This is a genomic window from Methylobacterium variabile (assembly GCF_001043975.1).
In the GTDB taxonomy this organism is placed as follows: Bacteria; Pseudomonadota; Alphaproteobacteria; order Rhizobiales; family Beijerinckiaceae; genus Methylobacterium; species Methylobacterium variabile.
In genome coordinates, this window is record NZ_LABY01000009.1 from 1 (window position 1) to 22667 (window position 22667).

The window sequence follows — 22667 nt, forward strand, 5'->3', positions numbered from 1 at the left end:
CGAACCCCCTGGGTAATTACCGTCTGATCGCACGTAAGCAGCGGCCGAACCAGAGAGCACTCAATTCGGCCTTTGCCCGCCGATCATCCCAGTCGGCGCATCCAGGGGCGCTCGGCGCGTAGATGAGCGGCGGCGACGAGCGCCGGGGCGCCGGCAGCACCGGCAGGCATCGCGATCGGTCCGGGTATGTATGAATCCCCTGTGTGCCGCCTACGGTTTTTCAGACGCCGATCTGAAGCCAGCACGGCCAGAGCCATGGGCGGAAGCTGTGCGGCACGGATGGAGGTGCGAACACCCTGAGGCGCCGCCGACCCGGACCTTGCTGTGACCCTCGCCGTGGAAAAGGCTGGTGGTGAGGATGGTGCGGATCTCCTCCAGCAGCGCTGCTTCCGGCATCGGCCCGACCGGACTGGGACGCCGCGACGGCTCCGGCCGGTAGGGGGAAAGATGCCGGTGACAACTCCGCCCGCTGAAGCAGGCGGCTTCCCGGTGCAGCTACGCGGCAACCCGCCCGCTGACGCACCGAAGGCCGTGCCCCGGCCCGAGACCGAAGGCCCGGTGATGCACGACCATCGCCGCCGCCACGTCGCGATCCAGCACGCACCCGCAGTCGCAGGCATGCGCTCGGGGCGAGAGCGTCCTGGCCTTGATCGTCCCGCACTTGGGGCAGGTCTGGCTCGTTCCGCGCGGATCGACCAGCACGACCTCGGCACCGCCACTCCCAGCCATGTACCGGACGAGTTGGACGAGGAGGGACCACGCGGCGTCGTGAACGGACCGGGCGAGCATGCCTTTCTTCAGCCCGGTCAGGTCGAGGTCTTCGAACGCGATGCCCCGGTAGCGCGACACGAGGGAGCGCGAGAGCTTGTGCAGGCGATCCCGGCGCTGGCGAGCGATCTTCGCAGATCCGGCCGCCAGTCGGGCCTTGGCCTTCAGGCGACGCCTGCCGCCCCGCCTGCATCGCAAGCCGATCCCGCAGCGACGGTAGGCTTCGATGCGCTGTTGCAGGCAGGCATTGTACAGACCGAAGAAATCGCGCAGCATTTTGTCAAGCATCTCTGCTTGTACTTTGCTCGGCCTGAGCCGGTATTTGTAGCTGCGGACGGACACGCGATGATTGTAGGACAGTCTCCTTGTCTTGCAAGCCTCACATCACGTCTGGCCCGCATTCCCCCGCCGTCTGAAGGCGACGGCCCCCAGCCGAGGTGATTATGGAGGGGTAAATGCGGCAGCCCCACGCAATGCCCACATGGTCACGTGGAAAAATTTCGGGGCTGATGTAACGGCTCGCGCGGCAGATCCGAAATCAAGAACGGGAGCAGCAAGCTTGAACCTCACCGAAAGGATTTCGTCATGAGGGGCGAGATGATCCCCGTAATCTCCGGCATTGCCATGATCGACGGACTTGCGGGTTGCGCCCTCGCCGGGCGGTTCTACAATGTTCCGCTGCGCTTCCGACCTGGGGTGCGCCCGACGCCGCACCGCAATCTGGAAGCACCCGACACCGTCCAGAGCGCCAGGTCGGTCGACGTCGCGCCTCGCCGTCCTGCACTCGTCGGCCGGAACGGCCAGGCGCGCACTCCTGACGCGACGATCGGGGCCGAGCTGAGCCGCCGGAGCCGGCTCCGGCGAGGCTGAGCGTACGAGAGCCGGGCCCGCCCGCCATCATGGTTCGAGAGAGCTGTCGCTGTGCCACGCCGTGACAACTGTCGCTCGAGAAGTATTCACAAATGTAGAGGCTCGCCGTGCAGCTCGACTGCTCAAGACGATACATGAAATAGCCTTACAGTAAGGATGAGCAGATATGAGACATCCAGTGACATCGCTCGTCGTTGCCGCAGCGATCACGGCAATAACGCCATATGCCGCCTCCGCCGGCCCGAACGGTATAGACAACATCAAGCTTTACCAGTTGAACATGGGGCATTCCGTTGCCCCGCGGCCCAACGTCAACCTGGACAGGAGTTCGACGGGTTCGGTCAGCAGCATCCCTTGCAGTGAGAGCACGAAGCGTCGGGGTCGAGGCCGACAGTGATCCGGCCTCGACCGACCCCGCTTCTTGGCCGATGAACATCGGCGGTCACCATCATGGGGAACACCTCCTTGTCGGCCTCGCCTGAGTTCGGGATCCCGCCTCGCTATCTCGACGAGATCCGCCGGTTTCCGATGCTGGAGCCGACGGAGGAGTACATGCTCGCCAAGAGCTGGCGCGAGCATGGCGATCGCGACGCCGCCCACAAACTCGTCACGTCCCACCTGCGGCTCGTGGCCAAGATCGCCATGGGCTATCGCGGCTACGGCCTGCCGATCGGCGAGGTGGTGTCTGAAGGCAATGTCGGCCTGATGCAGGCCGTCAAGCGCTTCGACCCCGACAAGGGCTTCCGCCTCGCCACCTACGCCATGTGGTGGATCAAGGCGGCGATTCAAGAATACATCCTGCGCTCGTGGTCGCTCGTGAAGATGGGCACCACCGCCAACCAGAAGAAGCTCTTCTTCAACCTGCGCAAGGCGAAGGGCCGCATCTCGGCCCTCGACGAGGGCGACCTCAAGCCCGATCAGGTCAAGCAGATCGCCACCCGCCTGGGCGTGCCCGAGCAGGACGTGATCGACATGAACCGCCGTCTCAGCGGCGACGCCTCGCTCAACGCCCCCCTGCGCGAGGAGGGCGAGGGCGAGTGGCAGGACTGGCTCGTGGACGACAGACCGACCCAGGAGACCGTGCTCGCCCGCGAGGAGGAGGGGCAGAACCGCCTCGCCGCCCTGCGGGACGCCCTCGACGTGCTCAACCCGCGCGAGCGGCGCATCTTCGAGGCGCGGCGCCTCGCCGAGGATCCGATCACCCTTGAGGATCTGTCGAGCGAGTTCGGGGTCTCGCGCGAGCGCGTGCGCCAGATCGAGGTGCGCGCCTTCGAGAAGGTCCAGGACGCGGTGCTGGCCGAGGTGTCGCAACGCGAGGTGCTGAGGAACCGGCTGCAGATAGCCTGACTGCCGGCCTTTGGCGTGCACGAACTAGCCTTGATCCGGGTGGCCTGTCGCCTGGGCGCTTGATCCGAGCCCACAAAACCGGTTCGTTCGGAGCTAGAGTTTTCCGCGCCCGAAGCCCTCGGCTGGGAGGAGCGGAAGACGATGAAGACATCCAAATTCTCGGACGCCCAGAAGGCGTTCATCCTGAAGCAGGGTGCCGACGGCGTGCCGGTCGCGGAGATCTGCCGTAAGGCCGGCATCAGCCAGGCGACCTACTTCGGCTGGAAGAAGCGCTACGATGTTCTCGTTCCTGACGCTTGCCGACGCCGCGGAAAAGATGGAGGACTGGCTCAGGTACGACAACACGGAGCGGCCGCACGGCGCGATCGGCCATAAGGTGCCGACCGCGTTGCTGAACCGCGGTGGCGGCCCAGCCCGCCACCCTGATCGAAGGCCGGAAACTCCAGCTTCCGGCGGTCCAGCGTTGGGGCTCGGATCACAGGATGCCGAACTCTACTCTCCGCTGGCTGAGATCACGGGGGGCACGTCAATCCCATCGCGAGGCCGACATCCGCCGCGGCGAGCGCCGGGGCGTCGTTGACGCCGTCACTGGCCATGGTGATCACCTGCCCCGCCGTCTTGTGGCGCTCGACCAGGGAGGGCTTTTGTCGGGCAATGGCTTCGCCTCGATCTCCTCGATGCCGAGCCGGTGGGGCTCCAGCGGTCCGTCGTTCGGAAACCCGGTCCCGTGAAATCCTCGTCCTCGAACGGCACCGAAGCCATGGACGCCCCCGTGGCTTCGTTTCTCTCGCCCCTGAAGACGAAATCGCCACTCCTTTGCGCGACATCGCAGCCCGACGGACCGGCCTTGTGCACCTCAGCCGGAATCGGCATAAACACCGCAATGGACTTCAGGGGTCGGCATAGCCGTCGCTTCGCGGCGCAGGAGTGGTGGGCGCTCGGCGCCCGCGCGCTCGTGCTCGCCTTGGCACTGTTCATGGTCGCCCCGGCCGCAGGTGTCGGGGAGGACCTCGCGTTCCATGCTTCCCGCCCCCACGGCCTGACCGAGATGGCGGCCCTGCACGCGACCGCACCCGCCGAGGCCGCCGGCCCGGGCCTGGCCTGCCACTTCCATTGCGGCTGCCACCAGGTGGCGCCGCTTCAGGTATCTGCCGACGTCACGCCGACGCCGGAGTTCGCAGGCCTGGTCTATGCCCGGGTCGCCGAGATTCCGACCCCCATCGCTTCCGACCGCTTGGCACGACCGCCCCGCGCGTGAGGTGACCTCGCGCCCGCTTCGGCGCGTTCGTCCGGCTGTCGAACCCGGCGCCGGGTCCGTCCCTCCACCTGAACCTACGGGATCGACTGCGGCTGCCCAGCAAGGCCGTCCGGCATCCCGGTCGAGCGGTCACCATGCGTATCCTCCTGTTCGCGGTCCTCCTGGCCGCCGGCATCGCCATCGGCGCCGCCGTCCCCGCCGTCACCGGCTTCGTGCAGGGCAGCCTTTCCGCTGCCGGCCTGCCGAAAGACCTGTTCGCGTTCACCGCGGGCCCCGTTCCCGCCAAGCCCGAGCCCGCGGAGGCCGAGGCCGCGCACGACGACGACCACGGCAAGAAGCCCGAACCTTCCACGGCCGCATACGGCCGCGGGAACGGGAAGCACGGACATGAGGCGGGCGAGGAGCACGCCGGGAAGGGAGTGATCAGGATGAGTCCCGAGCAGGTTTCGGGGCAGGACATCTCCATCGTGAAGGTCGAGGGCGGCACGCTTGCCCGGCACCTTCTGGTACCTGGCACCATCACCCCCGACACCGACCGGATCGCCCGGGTCCCGGCCCGGGTCGTCGGCACGGTCGCGGAGATGCGCAAGAGGCTCGGAGACCGGGTCGCGAAGGACGAGGTCGTCGCCGTCCTCGAAAGCCGTGAGGTCGCCGACGCCAAGAGCGAGTACCTCACCGCCTCCGTGCGGGCCGAGCTCGAGAGGACGAACTACGACCGGCAGCAGGCGCTCTGGGACAAGCGGGTTTCGGCCGAGCAGACTTACCTGCAGGCCAAGGCGGCCTACACGGAGGCCACCCTGCGCGTCGACCTCGCCCGCCAGAAGCTCTCCGCCCTCGGTCTGAGCGCGACCGAGGTCGCGGCCGCGCAGAAGCGCGACGAGGCGACGCCGAACCAATCCACCCTGCGCCGCTACGAACTCCGCTCGTCGCTCGCCGGCCGCATCGTCGAACGCAAGGTCGACGTCGGGACGAAGGTCGGCGGCGAGGGGGACCCTGCCGACGTCTACACCGTCGCCGACCTCTCGACCGTGTGGATCGAGCTCTCGGTGCCGACCACCGAACTCGCCAAGGTGCGTGAGGGCGCGCCGGTCGCCGTCACCCCGGCACAGGAGGGCGGGGGCCGTCACGCCGACGGCAAGGTCGTCTTCGTCAGCCCCTTCCTGAACCCGGACACCCGCTCGGCCCGGGTCATCGTCGCCCTGCCCAACCCCGACCTTGCCTGGCGCCCCGGCACCTTCGTCACCGCGGAGGTCGAGATCGCGCATGACGCGGTCGAAGTACGCGTCCCGAAGGCCGCCCTGCAGACCGTCGAGGGCAAACGGGTGGTCTTCGTGCGCACCGAGGAGGGCTTCGAGAAGCGCGAGGTCGAGCTCGGGCGCTCCGACGACGATTCCTACGAGGTTGTCTCCGGGCTGAAGCCGGGCGAGGAGATCGCGGTCGCCAACTCCTTTCTTCTCAAGGCTGAGCTCGGCAAGGGCGAAGCCGAGCACGAGCACTGAGGGGAACGGACATGATCAGCCGCATCCTCGACTTCTCGGTCCGCCAGCGCTGGCTGGTGCTGCTCCTCTCGCTGCTGGCGGCGGGCTTCGGCGGCTACGCCCTGACCAGGCTGCCCATCGACGCGGTGCCCGACATCACCAACAACCAGGTGCAGATCAACACGGTCGCGCCCTCGCTCTCGCCGGTCGACATCGAGAAGCAGGTCACCTACCCGGTCGAGACTGCGCTCGCCGGCATCAAGGGCCTGGAATACACCCGCTCGCTCTCGCGCAACGGCTTCTCGCAGGTCACCGCCGTTTTCGCGGAGAAGCTCGACATCTACTTCGCCCGCCAGCAGGTCGCCGAGCGCCTGTCCCAGGTGAAGGGCGAGTTGCCCCTCGGGGCCGAGCCGCAGATGGGCCCGATCTCGACCGGTCTCGGCGAGATCTACATGTGGTCGGTCCACTACGCCAAGCCGGGCGAGCGCAAGGTCTCCGACCGGGGCAAGCCTGGCTGGCAGCCCGACGGCAGCTACCTGACGCCCGAGGGCCAGCGGCTGCGTACCGAGCTGGAGCAGACCGCCTACCTGCGCACGGTCCAGGACTGGATCATCCGGCCCCAGATCAAGACCGTCCGCGGCGTGGCCGGGGTCGACGGCATCGGCGGCTTCGAGAAGCAGTACCACGTCCAGCCGGACCCCACGAAGCTCACCGCGCTGGACCTGTCCTTCGGCGACGTCGCCCGCGCACTCCAGGCCAACAACGCCAACCAGGGCGCCCGCTACCTGGAGGACAACGGCGAGGGTTACGTCGTGCGCGCCGCCGGCCGGCTGGAGAGCATGGAGGAGATCGAGAACGTCCTCGTCACCACCCGGGGCGGCGTTCCGGTTCGCATCCGAGACATCGCCGAGGTCCGCATCGGCCGCGACCTGCGCACCGGCTCCGGCAGCGAGGACGGGCAGGAGGTCGTGGTCGGCACCGCCCTGATGCTCATCGGCGAGAACAGTCGCACCGTCTCGGCCGCGGTCGACGCCAAGATGGACCAGATCCGGCGCTCCCTTCCGCCAGGCGTCGAGGTGCAGACCGTCCTCAACCGGACGCTGCTCGTCGAGGCGACCATCCGCACGGTCGCCAAGAACCTGTCCGAGGGCGCGGCCCTCGTCATCGTCATCCTGTTCCTGCTGCTCGGCAACATCCGGGCCGCCATCATCACGGCGCTCGTCATCCCGGTCGCCATGCTGATGACCATGACGGGCATGGTCGAGGCGCGGATCTCGGCCAACCTGATGAGCCTGGGCGCCCTCGACTTCGGCCTCGTCGTCGACGGTGCGGTCATCATCACCGAGAACGCCCTGCGCCACCTCGCCGAGCGCCAGCACGCGCTCGGGCGCACGCTCGCCTTGGAGGAGCGCCTGCAGACGGTGCGGGCCTCGGCCGAGGAGATGATCAAGCCGTCGCTCTACGGGCAGGCCATCATCATCCTGGTCTACGTGCCGCTCCTCACCTTCACGGGCGTCGAGGGCAAGATGTTCGAGCCCATGGCGCTGACCGTCATCATCGCCTTGGCGGCCGCCTTCATGCTGTCGCTGACCTTCGTGCCGGCGCTCATCGCCATCGTCATCACCGGCAGGGTGACAGAGAAGGACAACCTCATCATCCGCGCCCTCAAGGCGGCCTACCGGCCGGTCCTCGCCGCCGCGGTCCGGGTGCCGTTCGCCTTCGTCGGCGCGGCCCTGCTGCTGCTGGTCGGGGCGGGCATCCTGTTCACCCGGCTCGGGACGGAGTTCATCCCGCAACTCGATGAGAAGAGCATCGCGCTCAACGCCACGCGCATTCCCTCGACCTCGCTGACGCAGTCGCAGGCCATGCAGCTCAAGGTCGAGGAGGTCGTCTCGAAGTTCCCGCAGGTGGCCTACGTCTTCTCGAAGACCGGCACCGCGGAGGTCGCCACCGACCCGATGCCGCCGAACTCGTCGGACACCTTTGTCATCCTCAAACCCCAGGAGGAGTGGCCCGACCCGGGGCTTTCGAAGGCCGAGCTCCAGGAGCAGATCGAGAAGGCGGTGGGCGAGCTCGCCGGCAACGTCTACGAGTTCTCGCAGCCCATCCAGCTGCGCTTCAACGAGTTGCTCGCCGGCACCCGCGGCGACCTCGCCGTGAAGGTCTTCGGCGAGGAGTTCGAGCCGATGCTGAAGGCCGCCAACCAGGTCGCCGCCATCCTACGCGGCATCTCGGGGGCCGAGGACGTGAAGGTCGAGCAGACCGCGGGCCTGCCCTTCCTGGAGATCAAGATCAACAAGACCGAGGCCGCCCGTCTGGGGCTCAGCACCGGGGCCATCCAGGAGGTCGTCGGGGCGGCCATCGGCGGCAATGAGGCGGGTGTCGTCTTCGAAGGCGACCGGCGCTTCCCCATCGTGGTGCGCCTCACCGACAAGGTGCGCGAGGACCGGGAGGCCCTGGAGAACATCCCGGTACCACTGCCGCCGGGTCCGAACGGTCGGGCGAGTTCGGTGCTCCTGAAGCAGGTGGCGAGCTTCTCCGTCACCGAGGGCCCGAACCAGATCTCCCGCGAGAACGGCAGGCGCCGCGTCGTGGTCACGGCCAACGTGCGCGGCCGCGACATCGGCTCGCTCGTCGCCGAGGCTCAGGCGAAGGTCGGATCGCAGGTGCAGCTCCCGCCGGGCTACTACGTGACCTGGGGCGGGCAGTTCGAGAACCTCGCCTCGGCCAAGCGGCGGCTGATGGTCGTGGTGCCGGTCTGCTTCTTCATGATCTTCCTGCTGCTCTACTCGGCCCTGGGCTCGCCGCGGGACGCTCTCCTGGTGTTCAGCGCCGTGCCGCTGGCGCTGACCGGCGGCATCGCCGCCCTGTGGCTCCGTGACATGCCCGTCTCGGTGCCGGCCGCGGTCGGCTTCATCGCGCTTTCGGGCGTGGCGGTGCTCAACGGCCTCGTGATGCTGACCTTCATCAAGCAGCTCATGGCTGAGGGGCGGCCGCGGCGCGAGGCCATCCTGGAGGGGGCGATGACCCGGCTGCGGCCAGTGGCGATGACGGCGCTGGTTGCCTCGCTCGGCTTCGTGCCGATGGCTCTCGCGACGGAGACCGGCGCCGAGGTGCAGCGGCCCCTGGCGACCGTGGTCATCGGCGGCCTGATCAGCGCCACACTCCTGACTCTGGTGGTGCTGCCGGCCCTCTACGCCCGTTTCGGCGGGAAGGACGTCGCGGCGCCGGGTGACACGCCGTCGTCCGAGGCCGGAGGGCGCGAGCCGCTCCGGCAGGCCGCCGAGTAGCGGCAATGCCGCGGAGCATCCCGGTGGCGCTTTTCTGGCTCGGCCTCCTGTCCGCGACGACGGCGCAGGAGGCTCCCTTCGGCCTCGCGTGGGGACCGGTCGCCGCGGTGCCGCGCCCCCTCAAGGCCGAGCGCGAGGCGAACCTGACCGCGCTGTTCTATCCCCGTGGCTGGGGGCCGGCCAACGGTTCCGGAACGGCCGAAGTGTTCCTGATCGTATGCCGGGAGCAGGGGCTGCAGCAGGTGGTCTGGGTGGGCCTGCCCCTGTCCGGGGAGGCCCTGGCGAGGGCGCGCCGGGCCATACGCGAAGAAGGAGTCCGCCGTTACGGCGAGCCCGACCCGGGGCCAGCGGACGATTCCGAGGTCTGGCGCGGCGGACGGGCCCTCCTGGCGAGCCGGGATGCCGGGGACGGGCGGCGCGAGCTGGTCATGACCGCGTTCGGCCCCGGCTACGCGGCCTGCTCCGAGACCCACCGCGCCGAGACCGGTCATCCGGCTGGCGGGCACGTCGCCGACCTGATCGGCACCGGCGGCCCCTGAGGCCGCGCAACCGCCCAAGCGTCACGCCACACAGGAAGCAAACCATGGGACACGGACACTCGCACGGGAGCGGCCTCGGGCATTCGCACGGACGCGGCATCCCGACGGGTTCGGCGGCGGCCAGGAACAAGGGCCGCTTGGCCTGGGCGCTCGCACTGACGCTGGCCTACATGCTGGCGGAGATCATCGGCGGCCTCCTCACCGGCAGCCTCGCCCTGCTGGCCGACGCCGCGCACATGGTCACCGACGCCGGCGGTCTCGCGCTCTCGCTGCTCGCCATCCACTACGCGGGCAAGGCGCCGACGCCGGGCAAGAGCTTCGGCTACATGCGCTTCGAGATCCTGGCGGCGCTCGCCAACGCCGTCGTGCTGCTCGGGGTGACGGCCTACATCCTCTACGAGGCCTACCGCCGGTTCGTGGAGCCGACTGAGATCCTCGGCTGGCCGATGATGCTGGTCGCGGTGGTCGGCCTCGGCGTGAACCTCGCCAGCATGAGGCTGCTGGCCGGCGGCTCGTCCGAGAGCCTGAACGTCAGGGGCGCCTATTTCGAGGTGTTCTCCGACATGCTGGGCTCGCTCGGCGTCATCGTCGCCGCCCTCGTGGTGATGGCGACCGGGTGGCGCTGGGTCGACCCACTCGTCGGGGCCGGCATCGGCCTGTTCATCGTGCCGCGCACCTGGCGCCTGCTGAGCGAGGCGCTCCACATCCTGCTGGAGGGCACGCCCCCGGGGGGCGACCTCGGCAGGCTGAAGGCGGAGATCGAGGCGATGCCCGGCGTGCGGCGCGCCTACGACCTGCATGCCTGGACGCTGACCTCGGGCTTCGACGCGCTGAGCGGGCACGTGGTCGTGGACGACGTTTCCGCGGGCCCCGGCCTCATCCGGACGGTCCGTCGCCTGGTGAAGGAGCGCTACGGCATCGAGCACGTCACCGTCCAGGTGGAGGACGAGGCGCTCGCGGCCGAGGCCGCCCGCCTTCCGGTCTGAGGGGGCGCGGTCATGGCAGGCAAGAAGCTGGCGCGCCTGACGGAGCAGTGGGGAAGCAACCCGCGCGGCCGAAGGCGCGCCCGCCCGCATGTCAGGAGGAGGGCGGGCCGTGACCTCCTGAAGGTGGCGATGCTGGTTCTCCTGGCAATCGGGCTGCTCGTGCTCCTGGGCCGCCTCACCTGATCAGGGGCGCCGGGTCCAGCGGTCGAAATTCGATATCCTGATACCTGCCGCGAGGGGCTGCTTTCGGCCTCGCTCGGCTCTTTTCGCTGACAAGCTGCAACGACCAGAGCTGGCGACAACTCCGCCCGCTGAAGCAGGCGGCTTCCCGGTGCAGCTACGCGGCAACCCGCCCGCTGACGCACCGAAGGCCGTGTCCCGACCCGAGACCGAAGGCCCGGTGATGCACGACCATCGCCGCCGCCACGTCGCGATCCAGCACGCACCCGCAGGCGCAGGCATGCGCTCGGGTCGAGAGCGTCTTGGCCTTGAGCGTCCCGCACTTGGGGCAGGTCTGGCTCGTTCCGCGCGGATCGACCAGCACGACCTCGGCACCGGCACTCCCAGCCTTGTGTAGGCTTCGATGCGCTGTTGCAGGCAGGCGTTGTAGAGACTGCAGAAGTCGCGCGGCATTGCATCAAGGGCGGCGGTCTGCGCTTGGTTCGGTCGAAGCCGATACTTGTAGGAGCGGACCTGCATGGTCTTGGTGTGCCCGGTACGTTCCACGGGTCAAGCGAGCATCACCAGACCTCCGCATTGTCCGTCGCCTTCAGGCGACGGTCCCCTGCGAAAACCAATTTATGGAGAGTGGGGTATGCGCCCGTTCGGCAGGGCTCCTCCACCATCCAGACATCTTCTGCTGGACGCTTCGGGGGAGCGCGCGCCGCGGCGCCGGCCGGCCCGGACAGGGCTGCGGAGGGTGGCCCCGCGCCGTTCCGGCAGGTCGCCGAGTAATCGCGCTGGCTCAGGCGTCCGGGGCCGCTTCATACCCCCCTGATGCCGCCGGCTTTCAGCCGATCCGGCCGAGCGCCGGGAAGGTCTCCATGATGAGCGAGGCCATGTCGGTCATACGGCCGGTCACCATCAGCAGGCCCATCGCGACCATGACGCCCCCGCCGGCCACCTGAAGCGCCCGTCCGACCCAGCGCAGGGTGCGAAGGCGCGCGACGAAGCCGGACAGGAACAGGGCCGCGGCCACGAACGGCACGCCGAGGCCGAGCGAGTAGACGGTGAGCAGGACGACGCCCTTGCCCGAGGCCGACGAGGCCGTGACCGCCAGGATGGCACCGAGGACGGGACCGATGCACGGGGTCCATCCGAAGGCGAAGGTCATCCCGAGGAGGTAGGCGGCGACGGGGCCCCGACCCGGCGGGTCGCCGTGCCAGCGCAGCTCGCCTTGCAGCCAGGCGGGCCGCAGCAGACCGGCCGTGAACAGGCCGAACAGGATCACCAGCAAGCCGGAGGCGAGGTTCAGCGCCTCGCGGTGGGCGAGCAGGGCGAAGCCGACGGCGCTCGCTCCCGCGCCGAACGCGACGAAGACGGTCGTGAACCCGAGCACGAAGCAGAGGCTCAGGCCGAGCGTGCGCAGGCTGCCGCGCTCGCCGGCGGCGGACTGGCCGGCCACGTAGGACACGTAGCCCGGGACCAGGGGCAGCACGCAGGGTGAGAGGAAGGACGCGGCTCCGGCGGCGAAAGCCGCCAGGAGGCCGACGCTGGCGGCATCTATGGCCATCGGCGTCAGACCTGACTGGAAGGATGTAGGCCGCTCATTCCCGTCCCTCGCCAGCCGTGGCGAATGTCTTGGGAAGGCGCCGCTCCGTCTCGGCTACTGCGGGCCGTGGCGACGCCCCCGCCTTCAGCGCAGCCCCGACGCGAGTGGGCTCCCGCCTGTCGGTGGCGGCGACCGGACCGGCGGCCGGCATCGCGATCTCGCGCGGGCCTGCGGCCAGGGCCTCGGGACGGCTCACCTCGCCTAGCCCGCCTCCGGCCGCCATCAAGGTCTCGCGGAACGACCGGTGCTGTCCACCATCCTCGTACACCAGCCGGATGGCCGGCGTGCCGGCCGCCACGAGGGCGGCGACCTGCCGCTCGTCTTCCGCCTGCTTCCGGGCGACCGCGCCGGCCGTGGCGCCGTCGGCGTCCGCGTCGAACACGTAGCGGCCGCCCGCCACGCCGACGACCGGTTCGGCTTTCGTGATCTCGAACCGGTCGGACCCTTCCTTGATGTTCCTCCAGAACGCGATGTTCGGATCCTGCCGATGCCGGGCCAGGTTCTCCGGGGTCATGCGGAACGGGTAGGACTGGAACTGGACGGCGCGCTGCCCGCCCGCGAACGCCTCGCGCACCACGGCGTAGAGCTCCGAGATCGCCTCGTCCGTCATCGCGAAGCAGCCCCGCGACGAGCAGGAGCCGTGCACCATCAGGTGCGCGCCCGTGCGTCCCAGGGAGCGGTCGTAATCGTTCGGGTACCCGAGGTTGAACGAGAGGTAGAGGCTCGAATTCGGGTTCATGGACGCAGGCGTGACTGAGTAGAAGCCCTCCGGGGCCTGCCGGTCCCCTTCCCGGGTCTTGGGCCCGAGCTGGCCCGACCAGCGGCACATCGGATACGTCTTCAGGAGCGCGTACCTGCCGTCCGCGCCGCGCTTCCAGAGCTCGATCTCGGACTCCTTCTTGTAGGCGCGCATGAGGATCGGGTCGGCGGGCGACACCCCCTTGGCCGACATCAGGGCCAGGGTCGCGGGCGGAATGGGCGCCAGGTGCCGAGTCGAGGCCGCGTACTGTCCGTCCTGGCAGGCGGACAGCGCCAGGAGGAGGGCCAGGCCGAGCGTCGTCTTCTTCAGCATGTCGGCCTCGCTGGTGTCGGCGTTCGAGCCTGGACCCGAAGGGTTGATGCCATGTTGTCGTGGCTGAGGTTCGGCGGAATCTGGACTCTCATGGGACCGGCTCCCCGGCACCGGGGTGGCTCCGCCGCAGCGGAAGTCCTTCGAGGAGCAGCAGGACGACGCCCGCGGAAATCCAGACGTCCGCCAGGTTGAAGGTGAACCAGCGGATGCCGCCCGTGTGCAGGTCGAGGTAGTCGGTGACCGCCCCGTCCATGAGCCGGTCGAGGAAATTGCCCGCGGCCCCGCCCGCTAGGGCGGCGAGGCCGAGTCGTTCGAGCCCGCCTTTCGCGGCCAAGGCCCAACCGACGACAAGGCAGGTGAGCGTGCCTTGGATGCCGAGGAGAACCGCGAGGGAAGAGGGATCGTGCGCCGGGAACAGGCTGAAGCTGATGCCGTGGTTGAACGACAGGCTCAGGTCGACGAAGGGCACCCGGCCCCGGACGGCACCCTCGACCAGCCACGCCTCGGCCACCGCCTTCGCGCCGAGGTCGATGGCCGCGGCGGCCCCCGCCACCCCGGCCACGGTCCCGACCCGGGCCCACCCTGACCGGGAGATCATCAGGCCCTCAGGAGACGGAGCGCGTTGGCCGTCACCAGGACGGTCGCGCCGGTGTCGGCCAGGATGGCGGGCCACAGGCCGGTGATGCCGGCGATGGTCGTCACCAGGAACACCGCCTTGAGGCCGAGCGCGATGGCGACGTTCTGGCGGATGTTCCCCAACGTCGCCCGGGACAGGGCGACGAGGGCGGCCACGTCTCCCACGCGGTCGTTCAGCACCGCGGCGTCCGCCGTCTCCAGGGCCGCGTCCGTGCCGCCGCCCATCGCGATGCCGACGCTGGCGGAGGCCAGGGCAGGCGCGTCGTTGATGCCGTCCCCGACCATGGCGACCGGACCCATCTCCTTCAGGGCCGCGATCTCGGCGAGCTTGTCTTGCGGCAGGAGCTCGGCCTTCACGTCGAGGCCGAGTTCGGACGCGACCGCCTCGCCCGTGCGGCGATTGTCGCCGGTCAGCATCACGCTGCGCACGCCCAGCTTCCGCAGGGCCGCGATGCCGGCCGCCGCGTCGGCGCGGGGTTCGTCCCGGACCGCGATGGCGCCCAGCGCCTCGGCGCCGCGGACGACGATGACCACCGTCTTGCCGCCGGCCTCCAAGTCCGCGACCGCGCGGTCCGCCTGCGGGCCGAGCCGGACGCTCTCCGCCGCGTGCCGCGGCGAGGCGACGAGCACCGTCTGGCCCATGACAGTGGCCTGCACCGCCTTGCCGGGGATGGCGCGGGCGTCGCGCGTCGGCCGCAGCGGCACCCCGTCCTCGTTCGCCCGGTCCAGGATGGCGCGGGCGATCGGGTGGCTGGACCCGTTCTCGACCGCGGCGGCCAACCCAAGGACCGACCGTTCGGACGCGTCCGGCGCCAGGGCCAGGATGTCGGTGACCCGCGGCCGTCCGGCCGTCAGGGTCCCCGTCTTGTCGAACGCCACCGTGCGCACCCGCCCGATGATCTCAAGCGCCGCGCCGCCCTTCACGAGTAGCCCGCACCGGGCTCCGGCGGCCAGTCCCGATGCGATCGCGGCCGGCGTCGAGAGCACGAGGGCGCAGGGGCAGGCGATGAGGAGGAGCGCGAGCCCCCGGTAGATCCAGGTGCCCCAGTCGGCACCGAGCAGGAGTGGCGGCAGGACCGCGACCGCGGCCGAGAACGCGAAGGCGATCGGCGTATAGACCGCGCTGAACCGGTCGATGAAGCGCGCCGTGGGCGACTTCGATGCCTGCGCCTCCTCGACCAGGTGCAGGATGCGGGCGACCATGTTGTCCGCCGCCGTCCTGGTGACGCGGACCTGCAGCGCGCCGTCGGTGTTGACGCTGCCCGCGTAGACCGTGTCATCGACCTTCTTGGGCTTCGGGACCGACTCGCCGGTGATGGGGGACTCGTCGAGGCTCGACGAGCCATCCGTGATCACCCCGTCGGCGGGCACGCGGTCGCCCGGCCTCACCACGACGACCTGCCCGACCGCGAGCGACGCCGCGGGCACCTCCCGGATGCTGCCGTCGGCTTCGACGAGGCGGGCGGTCTTCGGCACCAGGGCCGCGAGCGCCTTGATGCCCGCGCGTGCCCGCCCCGCCGCCACGACCTCCAGCATCTCGCCGACCGTGAAGAGCAGCACGACGATGGCGGCCTCCTCGGCCGCGTGGATGGCGAGCGCCCCCGCGGTCGCCACCGACATCAGCATCTCAATGGAGAAGGGCGTGCCGGAGAGCGCCGCCGAGACCGCGCGGCGGCCGTAGTACGCGAGCCCCACGAGGGCGCCCGGCCAGTAGGCGTACTCGCCCGCCATGCCCGGCGCGACGCGCTCGACGAGGAAGCCGGCGACGAACAGGACGCCGATGAGGATGCCCAGCAGCGCCTTGCGGCTCCGCCAGAGCGGCGGCTCGGCATCCTCCACGGTCTCGGTCGCCAGGGCGGCACCCTCGGCCTGCGCCTTGGCCAGGTCCGCGGCCGTGGGCAGCGGCGCGACGCCGTATCCGAGGCGCTCGATGCGGCCCTCCAACTCCGCCCTCGGGGTCGCGGCCTCGTCGAGCGCCAGGTCGAGGACTTGGCTGCCGTAGTTCACGCGCACGTCCGCGACGCCCGGCAGCCGCGAGACGGCGGTCTCGATCTTCCCGGCGCAGGTCGGGCAGTCCATGCCCTTGACCTTGTAGCGAAGGACCTGGGCACCGCTCGTGGGAGAAGATGGCGCGTCCGTGGGGGCGGCTAGGTTCATGCTGCGCTCCGTCCGCCCGGCTCCTGGTCCAAACTGGGAAGGCCACCTACATGCACCCTGTAGTCACTATAGGGTCAAGGCCATGGCACGTATCTCTTCCATGACCATCGGCAGCCTCGCGGAGGCGACGGGGACGCGCGTCGAGACGGTGCGATGGTACGAGAAGATCGGGCTTCTTCCTTCGCCGGCACGGTCGAGCGGGAACTACCGGCTCTACGGTCCCGAGCACCTGCGCCGGCTGAGCTTCGTCCGGCGGAGCCGCGCCCTCGGATTCACGGTGGAGCAGATCCGGGATCTCCTCGCATTGGCCGACGACCGGGAGCGCTCCTGCGCCGAGGTCGACACCATCGCCCGCGCTCATCTCGCCGACGTGGAGCGCAAGCTGGCCGACCTGACCAGGCTCGCCTCGGAACTGCGCGAGGTCATCGGGCAGTGCGGCTGCGGGTCGGTCGCCGATTGCCGCATCATCGAGTCCCTCTCCCCTTTGGGCGGGCCAGCGTAGGGGACATGCCGCCGCTTCGGTGTGCGACGTACGGGGCCATCAGCACGCGGCTCTCGACTGCCCATTGGCCACGAACCCGCAGCACGCCACGGCGTGGATGGCGGCCGTGGCCATGACGAAGGCGCGACGCGCTGCAGCCCGGACGGCAGGCTTGACCCGCCGTCACCGCCCGGCGAACCTCTGGCCCCAGGAATGGTGTTCCGACCGCGCCATCCGGTCCCTCTCGCTCCTTGCGCCTGCGAGATCGCATCGAGGCTACCGGAAGTCGCGGTCGAGGTTGGAGCCGCCGTGGCACGGCCTGAGCCGCGCTCAGGTCTCAGGCCAACTCAGCACCGCGGTACCGGGCGAAGACGCTTCTGGTTTCCGGCCCGAAGAGGACGACGTCGTAGGTGTCGGGCTCCATGCCCTCGACCTCCATGCCGGTCGGCTCGCCCGGCATGCCGGGGACCGCCAGCCCGGCGCCCTTGGGCTTCTCCGCGAGCAGGCGCTTGATCGCCCCGGCCGGCACGTGCCCTTCGACGACGTAGCCCCCAACCTGGGCCGTGTGGCAGGAGGCGAGCTCCCGCGGCACCCCGAGGCGTGCCTTGAGCGGGTTCACGGGCGCCTCGGTGACGGTCACGGTGAAGCCGGCCTCGCGCAGATGGTCGCCCCACCTCTGGCAGCAGCCGCAGCTCGGGTCCTTGGTCACGGCCACTTCCGGCAGGCCGGCGGCGAACGCCTGTCGCCCCATGGCCAGCCCGGCCGCCAGCCCCGCGAGCATGGTCCGGCGCGATGGCATCCTGTCAGCCTTCATCGTTCGCTCCTGTCGGTTTCCCATTCGGCGGCCAGAGGCGTCCTCGTGGTCCCCTCGGCCACCGCGGTCGTGGGCGGCAGCCCGCGGCCCTTCACCAGGGCGTAGACTGCCGGGATCACGACCAGAGTCAGCACCGCCGAGGAGACCATCCCGCCGATCATGGGCACCGCGATCCGCTGCATGACCTCGGAACCGGCACCCGTGCTCCAGAGGATCGGGACGAGCCCGGCCATGATGGCCGTCACGGTCATGATCTTGGGGCGCACCCGCTCCACCGCGCCGACCATGATGGCCCGCCGCAGGTCCTCGCGCGCGAGCGGTCGGCCTGCACGGGCGCACCCGGCCCGGACCTCGTCGAGAACGTGGTCCAGGTAGACCAGCATGGTCACGCCGGTCTCCGCGGCGACGCCGGCGAGCGCGATGAACCCGACCGCCACCGCGACCGACATGTTGAAGCCCATCCACCCACCGGCCTGCCGGTGCGTTTGCCGACGAGGCGCACGGCGACGATGGCCTCACCGACCTTCGCCTCCTGCTGCACGAGCTGGAACTGGTAGTCTTTGATGTCCGCCAGGGCGGGGACGGCGAACGCCGATGCCGACAGGACGGCGCCGAGCAGCGCGGCCGACACGGCGCGCGCGAAAGAGTTCTTGCTCACGGGTGTTGTCTCCTGAACACGATGGTTGGCCACGCGCGGGCGCGCAGCATCGAGCCGGCGCTCACGCCGGCGGCATCGGTTTCAGGCTCGGGGAAGGCTCAGGCAGCGGGGGCCCGTGCACGCTGGCGAAGGACGCCGCAGAGGGCCCAGGCCGGGGTGGCGCGCATGGCTGTCGGCGCTGGAACGGATACCGCAGCCGGAAGCAGGGAGGCGATGCTGGCGAGGCAAAGCACCATCAAGGGGCAGCCCGCCTTGGCGCAGTCCGGCTTCGCCGCCTTCTCGGGCGGGCAGCAGGGCATGTCTTCCATGTCCATCCCGGCCATGTCCATGCCGGCGTGGTCCATGGCGTGCATCGAATCCTGCGAGCCGTGTGCCTGCGCCGTCATGGAGGCGTGCATGCCCGCGGCGGCGGCAGCGGTCGCCGGCGTAACGGCGAGGCTGAGAACCGCCAGGAGCGGAGCAACCGCCGGAGGGCGAGCCAGAACGTCACGAAGCGAGGATGCCAGTTTTCCGGGTCGTGCGGAAGGTCGATGGATGCAAGGGTGCACTTTCCCACCGCGGGAAGGTCATGGGCACACGACCGCCGAGATCGGGTTGGACGGCCTCGAACGGTCCGCCGCGGCCGTCAGTAGCCGTGATGGTGGTGGCCCCGGTCGAAGTGGACTGGGCGGTCGTAGGCGTGGCGGTGGTGCCGCTCGTAGCCGTGGCGGTGGCCGTAGCCATGATGACGATGGTCCCAGTGATGGTGGTGGCGATGGCGCGGGCCGTGCTCGTACCACTGCGCGGAGGCCGCGCCGGGGAGCAGCACGAGGGCGACGGCCATCAGACCTGCGATCGGAAGCTTCATGGGAGGACCCTCCTCGTTCGAGACGTCCCCAGACTGCGCGGGCCGCGTTGAACCGGTTCTGAAGCCGGCGCGCAGCCTCCGTTCAGCCGACGGCGCCGGTCCCGCCGGCACCGTCCTGTCGCGTGCCCCACAAAGCGCATGCCAGGCCGAGGTTCGCCAGGGCGAGCGCCACCAGGAGGCCGTACGCCGCGTCGGCGCCGCCATAGGTGAGGGCCAGGGCTCCGAGCGAGGGTGCCACCGCCTGGGCGGCGAGACCCGGCCGCGCCAAGCGTCCCACGAGCACCGGGTATCGCTCCGGCCCGAACAGGGCGAGCGGCACCGTGCCCCGGGCGATGGAGTAGATGCCGTTGCCCGCCCCGTAGAGCACCAGGGCGAGGCCGACCGCCGGCACGCCCGCGGCCAGGATGGCTAGCCCCAGGGCCACCAGCGCCATGGCCGCGGTCAGGGTCCAGAGCGGGTGATGCCTGCCCTTGTTCGCCATCTCGACGACACGGGCCCCGACCTGGGCGGGGCCGATCAAGGCGCCGTAGGACACGGCCGCGGCGAGCGCGACGCCACGGGCCTGCAGCAACGCGATCAGGTGCACCGAGACCAGCGTCATGACGGTTCCGCCCAGCACCAGGACACCGGCCATCAGCAGGAAGGCACGGCGCTCGCGGAGCGTCAGCGTCCCGTCCGCATGGTGCGCCTCGCCCCCGGCGATCTCGACGCTGGGTGCTCTCGGGATCAGACCGAGCACGAGCGGCAGCGTGACCAGCACATGCAACCCGGCGTAGGCGAAGCAAGCCGACCGCCAGCCGACCTGCTCGACGAGGAAGGCCGAGAGCGGCCAGCAGACGGTGCTGGCGAACCCGCCCCACAGCGTCAGGGTGGCGATGGCCGGGCGCGCCTCGGCACCGTAGAGCCGGCCGAGGGTGGCGAAGGCCGGGTCGTAGAGCCCGCAGCCCATCCCGAGCCCGAGCAGGAGCCAGCCGGCGAGGAAGGCCGGCAGGCTCGGCGCCAACCCCAGCACGACGTGACCCGCCGCCAGCAGCAGGGCCGCCAGGGCCAGCACCGGTCGGCCTCCGTGCCGGTGGATTGCAAGTCCCACGCGCGGCGAGGCGAAGGCTGCCACCAGGAGGCCGATGGAGAGGCCTCCGACCACCCAGGTCAGCGACCAGCCCGTGTCCGCCGCGATGGGGCCGGCAAGCACCGCCGGCAGGTAGAACGACGAGCCCCAGGCGAGGATCTCCACCACGCCCAGGGCGGAGACGACGACGAGGCGGCCGCGCGCCTCAGACCTCACGGGAAGCGGGCTTCAGGGCCGCTCCCTTGCCTGCCGCCCCGCGCTCGTACCAGCCTTGGCTGCGGTTCACGATCCATACGACCGAGAGCATGACCGGTACTTCGATCAGCACGCCGACGACGGTGGCGAGCGCCGCGCCCGAGTCGAAGCCGAACAGGCTGATGGCCGCCGCCACCGCGAGCTCGAAGAAGTTCGAGGCGCCGATCAGCGCCGAGGGACCGGCGACGCAGTGCTGCTCGCCGGTCATGCGGTTCAGGAGGTAGGCCAGCCCCGAGTTGAAGTAGACCTGGATGAGGATGGGCACCGCCAGCAGCCCGATGACCGCGGGCTGCGCCAGGATCTGCTCGCCCTGGAAGCCGAACAGCAGCACCAGCGTGGCAAGCAGGGCGAAGAGCGACGCCGGACCCAGTCTGGAGAGCAGGCGGTCGAGGGCGGCTTGGCCGCCAGATGCCAGCAGGCTGCGGCGGACCACCTGCGCGATCAAGACCGGTATGACGATGTAGAGAACGACGGAGAGGACCAGCGTGCCCCAGGGCACGGTGATGGCCGAGAGCCCGAGCAGCAGGCCGACGATGGGTGCGAAGGCCACCACCATGATCGCGTCGTTGAGCGCCACCTGGCTCAGCGTGAAGTGCGGCTCGCCCCGCGTCAGGTTCGACCACACGAACACCATCGCGGTGCAAGGGGCCGCCGCCAGGATGATGAGCCCGGCGATGTAGCTGTCGATCTGGTCGGCCGGCAGGTAGGGCCGGAACAGGTAGCCGATGAACAGCCAGCCCAGCAGCGCCATCGAGAACGGCTTGACGGCCCAGTTGATGAACAGCGTCACGCCGATGCCGCGCCAGTGCCGGCCCACATGGCGCAGCGAGGCGAAATCGATCTTGAGCAGCATGGGAATGACCATGAGCCAGATCAGGGCCGCGACCGGCAGGTTCACCTTGGCGACCTCGGCCTCGCCCACGGCGTGGAAGAAGCCCGGCATGACGTGGCCGAGCGCGATGCCGGCCACGATGCAGAGGGCCACCCAGAGGGTCAGGTAGCGTTCGAAGGTGCTCATGGTGCCTCAAGCGGTGGCGACGCGGCGGCCGCTCTCGTCGACGACGCGCTCGCCGTCCTCCTTCACGAACTCACCCTGCTGCTCGGGCAGGACGTCGAGCACCACCTCGGATGGGCGGCACAGGCGCACGCCCTTCGGGCTGACCACGAACGGCCGGTTCAGCAGGATCGGGTGCGCCTCGACGGCGTCGAGGAGCTGCTCCTCGGTAAGCGCCGGGTCGCCGAGCCCAAGTTCGGCGTAGGGCGTGCCCTTCTCGCGCAGGGCGTCACGGACCGAGAGGCCGGCGCGGGCCAGGATCTGCCGGATGAGAGTTCGGCTCGGCGGCGTCTTCAGGTACTCGACCACGTGGGGCTCGACGCCGGCGTTGCGGATCATCGCGAGCGTGTTCCGGGACGTGCCGCAGGCCGGGTTGTGGTAGATGACGACGTCCATCACGCGACCTCCGGGCGGGCCGAGGTCGCGCCGGCCAACTGGCCGATTTCGCGGACCTTGGACGAGAGGGCGACCTGGTCGAGGCTGCCGAGCGGCAGGGCGACGAAGGCCGCGATGCGGTTCTTGAGGTAGCGCTGGGCGGTGACGAAGGCGCGCTTGCGCTCCATCTCGGAGCCCTCCGCCGCGGCGGGGTCCTCGATGCCCCAGTGGGCGGTCACCGGCTGGCCGGGCCAGTACGGGCAGGCCTCGCCGGCGGCGTTGTCACAGACGGTGAAGACGAAATCCATCACCGGCGCGTCGGCCCCGGCGAACTCGTCCCAGGACTTCGAGCGCAGGCCCTCGGTCGGGTAGTCGCTCTCGCGCAGGACCTGCAGCGCCAGCGGGTGCGGCTCGCCCTTCGGCTGGCTGCCGGCCGAGAAGGCGCGGAAGCGACCGCCGCCCTCCTTGTCGAGCATTGCCTCGGCCAAGATTGAGCGGGCCGAGTTGCCGGTGCAGAGGAACAGGACGTTGTAGGCGGGATCAGGCATGGAGGGCGTCCACGGTGGTGCAATCGCAAGCGGCGAGCGCAGCGGCGGCCGGATTGCACACCTCGGGGTGGCCCTGGCAGCAGTCGCGCATGAGGAACTGGACGAGGTCGGACAGGCCGGCGTAGGCGGCGTTGTAGATGACCGACTTGCCCTCGCGCCGGGAGGTGATCAGCCCGGCATGGGAGAGCTCCTTCAGGTGGAAGGACAGGTTGTTGCCAGCCACGCCGACTGTTTCGGCGAGCACGCCCGCGGCGAGGCCGTCCGGCCCGGCGGTGACCAGGGCGCGCACGACCCGGAGGCGATGCTCCTGACCGAGGGCCGCGAAGGCGGCGAGGGCTTGTCGTTCGTCCATCCAATGGCCTACATATCAACTACTGTTGAAATGTAGAGGAAT

Annotated in this window: 21 protein-coding genes and 6 pseudogenes; 9 read left to right on the top strand and 18 right to left on the bottom strand. The window is 70.0% G+C overall.

Annotation, left to right across the window (positions count from 1 at the left end; translation table 11 throughout):
* Positions 1–315: 315 nt before the first annotated feature.
* Both VQ02_RS36610 and VQ02_RS01125 read right to left on the bottom strand, forming a co-directional pair.
* Positions 316–471: pseudogene (locus VQ02_RS36610) on the bottom strand (IS3-like element ISMtsp5 family transposase); the annotation flags it as partial.
* Positions 472–495: 24 nt separating this feature from the next.
* Positions 496–1110, bottom strand: a complete 615-nt coding sequence (locus VQ02_RS01125) for an RNA-guided endonuclease TnpB family protein (RefSeq protein ID WP_083468969.1) — start codon at positions 1108–1110, stop codon at positions 496–498.
* 978 nt (positions 1111–2088) lie between these two features.
* Between VQ02_RS01125 and rpoH the strand changes: the two genes are divergently transcribed.
* The 8 genes and pseudogenes from rpoH to VQ02_RS37990 all read left to right on the top strand — a co-directional run bounded on the left by rpoH (position 2089) and on the right by VQ02_RS37990 (position 10719).
* Entirely contained in the window at positions 2089–2985 is an 897-nt protein-coding gene (gene rpoH / locus VQ02_RS01135; protein ID WP_048442317.1) for an RNA polymerase sigma factor RpoH, read from the top strand.
* A gap of 141 nt (positions 2986–3126) precedes the next feature.
* Positions 3127–3291, top strand: a pseudogene (locus VQ02_RS35230) (transposase); the annotation flags it as partial.
* 577 nt (positions 3292–3868) lie between these two features.
* Positions 3869–4243: a hypothetical protein gene (locus VQ02_RS01140; RefSeq protein ID WP_048442318.1), complete on the top strand. Its 375-nt coding sequence runs from the start codon at positions 3869–3871 to the stop codon at positions 4241–4243.
* Positions 4244–4377: 134 nt separating this feature from the next.
* Positions 4378–5742, top strand: coding sequence for an efflux RND transporter periplasmic adaptor subunit (locus VQ02_RS01145; protein WP_048442319.1), 1365 nt, complete (start codon positions 4378–4380; stop codon positions 5740–5742).
* Between the two features lie 11 nt (positions 5743–5753).
* Positions 5754–9011, top strand: coding sequence for an efflux RND transporter permease subunit (locus VQ02_RS01150; protein WP_048442320.1), 3258 nt, complete (start codon positions 5754–5756; stop codon positions 9009–9011).
* 5 nt (positions 9012–9016) lie between these two features.
* The gene (locus tag VQ02_RS01155) at positions 9017–9550 is read left to right on the top strand and encodes a hypothetical protein (RefSeq protein WP_048442321.1); all 534 of its coding nucleotides are present in this window, start codon (positions 9017–9019) and stop codon (positions 9548–9550) included.
* A gap of 44 nt (positions 9551–9594) precedes the next feature.
* Positions 9595–10536: a cation diffusion facilitator family transporter gene (locus VQ02_RS01160; RefSeq protein ID WP_048442322.1), complete on the top strand. Its 942-nt coding sequence runs from the start codon at positions 9595–9597 to the stop codon at positions 10534–10536.
* Between the two features lie 12 nt (positions 10537–10548).
* Positions 10549–10719 (top strand): hypothetical protein, encoded by a 171-nt coding sequence (locus VQ02_RS37990; protein WP_167350692.1) that lies wholly within the window; start codon positions 10549–10551, stop codon positions 10717–10719.
* A gap of 154 nt (positions 10720–10873) precedes the next feature.
* On the opposite strand, the gene VQ02_RS35235 is transcribed toward VQ02_RS37990, so the two are convergent.
* From VQ02_RS35235 to VQ02_RS01180, 6 genes and pseudogenes are all read right to left on the bottom strand, one after another.
* Positions 10874–11155: a zinc ribbon domain-containing protein gene (locus VQ02_RS35235; protein ID WP_083468970.1), complete on the bottom strand. Its 282-nt coding sequence runs from the start codon at positions 11153–11155 to the stop codon at positions 10874–10876.
* A gap of 8 nt (positions 11156–11163) precedes the next feature.
* Positions 11164–11235, bottom strand: a pseudogene (locus VQ02_RS39955) (helix-turn-helix domain-containing protein); the annotation flags it as partial.
* Positions 11236–11545: 310 nt separating this feature from the next.
* The gene (locus VQ02_RS01165; RefSeq protein WP_048442323.1) at positions 11546–12268 is read right to left on the bottom strand and encodes a cytochrome c biogenesis CcdA family protein; all 723 of its coding nucleotides are present in this window, start codon (positions 12266–12268) and stop codon (positions 11546–11548) included.
* 34 nt (positions 12269–12302) lie between these two features.
* Entirely contained in the window at positions 12303–13379 is a 1077-nt protein-coding gene (locus VQ02_RS01170; RefSeq protein WP_048442324.1) for a L,D-transpeptidase family protein, read from the bottom strand.
* Between the two features lie 88 nt (positions 13380–13467).
* Positions 13468–13977 carry a signal peptidase II gene (gene lspA / locus VQ02_RS01175; RefSeq protein ID WP_048442325.1) on the bottom strand — a complete coding sequence of 170 codons (510 nt, stop codon included), beginning with the start codon at positions 13975–13977 and terminating at the stop codon, positions 13468–13470.
* Positions 13977–16172: a heavy metal translocating P-type ATPase gene (locus VQ02_RS01180; RefSeq protein ID WP_048442326.1), complete on the bottom strand. Its 2196-nt coding sequence runs from the start codon at positions 16170–16172 to the stop codon at positions 13977–13979. Before VQ02_RS01180 ends, lspA begins: the two co-directional genes overlap by 1 nt.
* Before the next feature lie 100 nt (positions 16173–16272).
* Here VQ02_RS01180 and VQ02_RS01185 point away from each other — a divergent pair, with 100 nt between their 5' ends.
* Positions 16273–16674, top strand: coding sequence for a MerR family transcriptional regulator (locus tag VQ02_RS01185; protein ID WP_048442327.1), 402 nt, complete (start codon positions 16273–16275; stop codon positions 16672–16674).
* 316 nt (positions 16675–16990) lie between these two features.
* On the opposite strand, the gene VQ02_RS01190 is transcribed toward VQ02_RS01185, so the two are convergent.
* From VQ02_RS01190 to VQ02_RS01230, 10 genes and pseudogenes are all read right to left on the bottom strand, one after another.
* The gene (locus tag VQ02_RS01190) at positions 16991–17467 is read right to left on the bottom strand and encodes a DUF411 domain-containing protein (protein WP_048442328.1); all 477 of its coding nucleotides are present in this window, start codon (positions 17465–17467) and stop codon (positions 16991–16993) included.
* A pseudogene (locus VQ02_RS01195) lies at positions 17464–17931 on the bottom strand (efflux RND transporter permease subunit); the annotation flags it as partial. The pseudogene VQ02_RS01195 and the gene VQ02_RS01190, both read right to left, overlap by 4 nt.
* 2 nt (positions 17932–17933) lie before the next feature.
* Positions 17934–18125 (bottom strand): annotated as a pseudogene (locus VQ02_RS35245) (FixH family protein); the annotation flags it as partial.
* Between the two features lie 61 nt (positions 18126–18186).
* Positions 18187–18615, bottom strand: a pseudogene (locus tag VQ02_RS01200) (hypothetical protein).
* A gap of 135 nt (positions 18616–18750) precedes the next feature.
* Positions 18751–18972, bottom strand: coding sequence for a hypothetical protein (locus VQ02_RS36615; protein WP_048442330.1), 222 nt, complete (start codon positions 18970–18972; stop codon positions 18751–18753).
* Between the two features lie 82 nt (positions 18973–19054).
* Positions 19055–20257, bottom strand: a complete 1203-nt coding sequence (locus VQ02_RS01210; RefSeq protein ID WP_048442331.1) for an MFS transporter — start codon at positions 20255–20257, stop codon at positions 19055–19057.
* Positions 20247–21314, bottom strand: coding sequence for an ACR3 family arsenite efflux transporter (arsB, locus tag VQ02_RS01215; protein ID WP_048442332.1), 1068 nt, complete (start codon positions 21312–21314; stop codon positions 20247–20249). The genes VQ02_RS01210 and arsB overlap by 11 nt, the downstream gene beginning before the upstream one ends.
* A 6-nt stretch (positions 21315–21320) precedes the next feature.
* Positions 21321–21746: an arsenate reductase (glutaredoxin) gene (gene arsC, locus VQ02_RS01220; RefSeq protein ID WP_048442333.1), complete on the bottom strand. Its 426-nt coding sequence runs from the start codon at positions 21744–21746 to the stop codon at positions 21321–21323.
* Positions 21746–22273: an arsenate reductase ArsC gene (locus VQ02_RS01225; protein ID WP_048442334.1), complete on the bottom strand. Its 528-nt coding sequence runs from the start codon at positions 22271–22273 to the stop codon at positions 21746–21748. Before VQ02_RS01225 ends, arsC begins: the two co-directional genes overlap by 1 nt.
* Positions 22266–22625: an ArsR/SmtB family transcription factor gene (locus tag VQ02_RS01230; protein WP_048442335.1), complete on the bottom strand. Its 360-nt coding sequence runs from the start codon at positions 22623–22625 to the stop codon at positions 22266–22268. Before VQ02_RS01230 ends, VQ02_RS01225 begins: the two co-directional genes overlap by 8 nt.
* Positions 22626–22667: the final 42 nt, after the last annotated feature.

Coding starts and splice junctions, on each gene's coding strand:
- rpoH (WP_048442317.1), top strand. CDS start 2,089: ATGGGGAACACCTCCTTGTCGGCCTCGCCTGAGTTCGGGATCCCGCCT.
- VQ02_RS01140 (WP_048442318.1), top strand. CDS start 3,869: ATGGACTTCAGGGGTCGGCATAGCCGTCGCTTCGCGGCGCAGGAGTGG.
- VQ02_RS01145 (WP_048442319.1), top strand. CDS start 4,378: ATGCGTATCCTCCTGTTCGCGGTCCTCCTGGCCGCCGGCATCGCCATC.
- VQ02_RS01150 (WP_048442320.1), top strand. CDS start 5,754: ATGATCAGCCGCATCCTCGACTTCTCGGTCCGCCAGCGCTGGCTGGTG.
- VQ02_RS01155 (WP_048442321.1), top strand. CDS start 9,017: ATGCCGCGGAGCATCCCGGTGGCGCTTTTCTGGCTCGGCCTCCTGTCC.
- VQ02_RS01160 (WP_048442322.1), top strand. CDS start 9,595: ATGGGACACGGACACTCGCACGGGAGCGGCCTCGGGCATTCGCACGGA.
- VQ02_RS37990 (WP_167350692.1), top strand. CDS start 10,549: ATGGCAGGCAAGAAGCTGGCGCGCCTGACGGAGCAGTGGGGAAGCAAC.
- VQ02_RS01165 (WP_048442323.1), bottom strand. CDS start 12,268: ATGGCCATAGATGCCGCCAGCGTCGGCCTCCTGGCGGCTTTCGCCGCC.
- VQ02_RS01170 (WP_048442324.1), bottom strand. CDS start 13,379: ATGCTGAAGAAGACGACGCTCGGCCTGGCCCTCCTCCTGGCGCTGTCC.
- lspA (WP_048442325.1), bottom strand. CDS start 13,977: ATGATCTCCCGGTCAGGGTGGGCCCGGGTCGGGACCGTGGCCGGGGTG.
- VQ02_RS01180 (WP_048442326.1), bottom strand. CDS start 16,172: ATGAACCTAGCCGCCCCCACGGACGCGCCATCTTCTCCCACGAGCGGT.
- VQ02_RS01185 (WP_048442327.1), top strand. CDS start 16,273: ATGACCATCGGCAGCCTCGCGGAGGCGACGGGGACGCGCGTCGAGACG.
- VQ02_RS01190 (WP_048442328.1), bottom strand. CDS start 17,467: ATGAAGGCTGACAGGATGCCATCGCGCCGGACCATGCTCGCGGGGCTG.
- VQ02_RS36615 (WP_048442330.1), bottom strand. CDS start 18,972: ATGAAGCTTCCGATCGCAGGTCTGATGGCCGTCGCCCTCGTGCTGCTC.
- arsB (WP_048442332.1), bottom strand. CDS start 21,314: ATGAGCACCTTCGAACGCTACCTGACCCTCTGGGTGGCCCTCTGCATC.
- arsC (WP_048442333.1), bottom strand. CDS start 21,746: ATGGACGTCGTCATCTACCACAACCCGGCCTGCGGCACGTCCCGGAAC.
- VQ02_RS01225 (WP_048442334.1), bottom strand. CDS start 22,273: ATGCCTGATCCCGCCTACAACGTCCTGTTCCTCTGCACCGGCAACTCG.
- VQ02_RS01230 (WP_048442335.1), bottom strand. CDS start 22,625: ATGGACGAACGACAAGCCCTCGCCGCCTTCGCGGCCCTCGGTCAGGAG.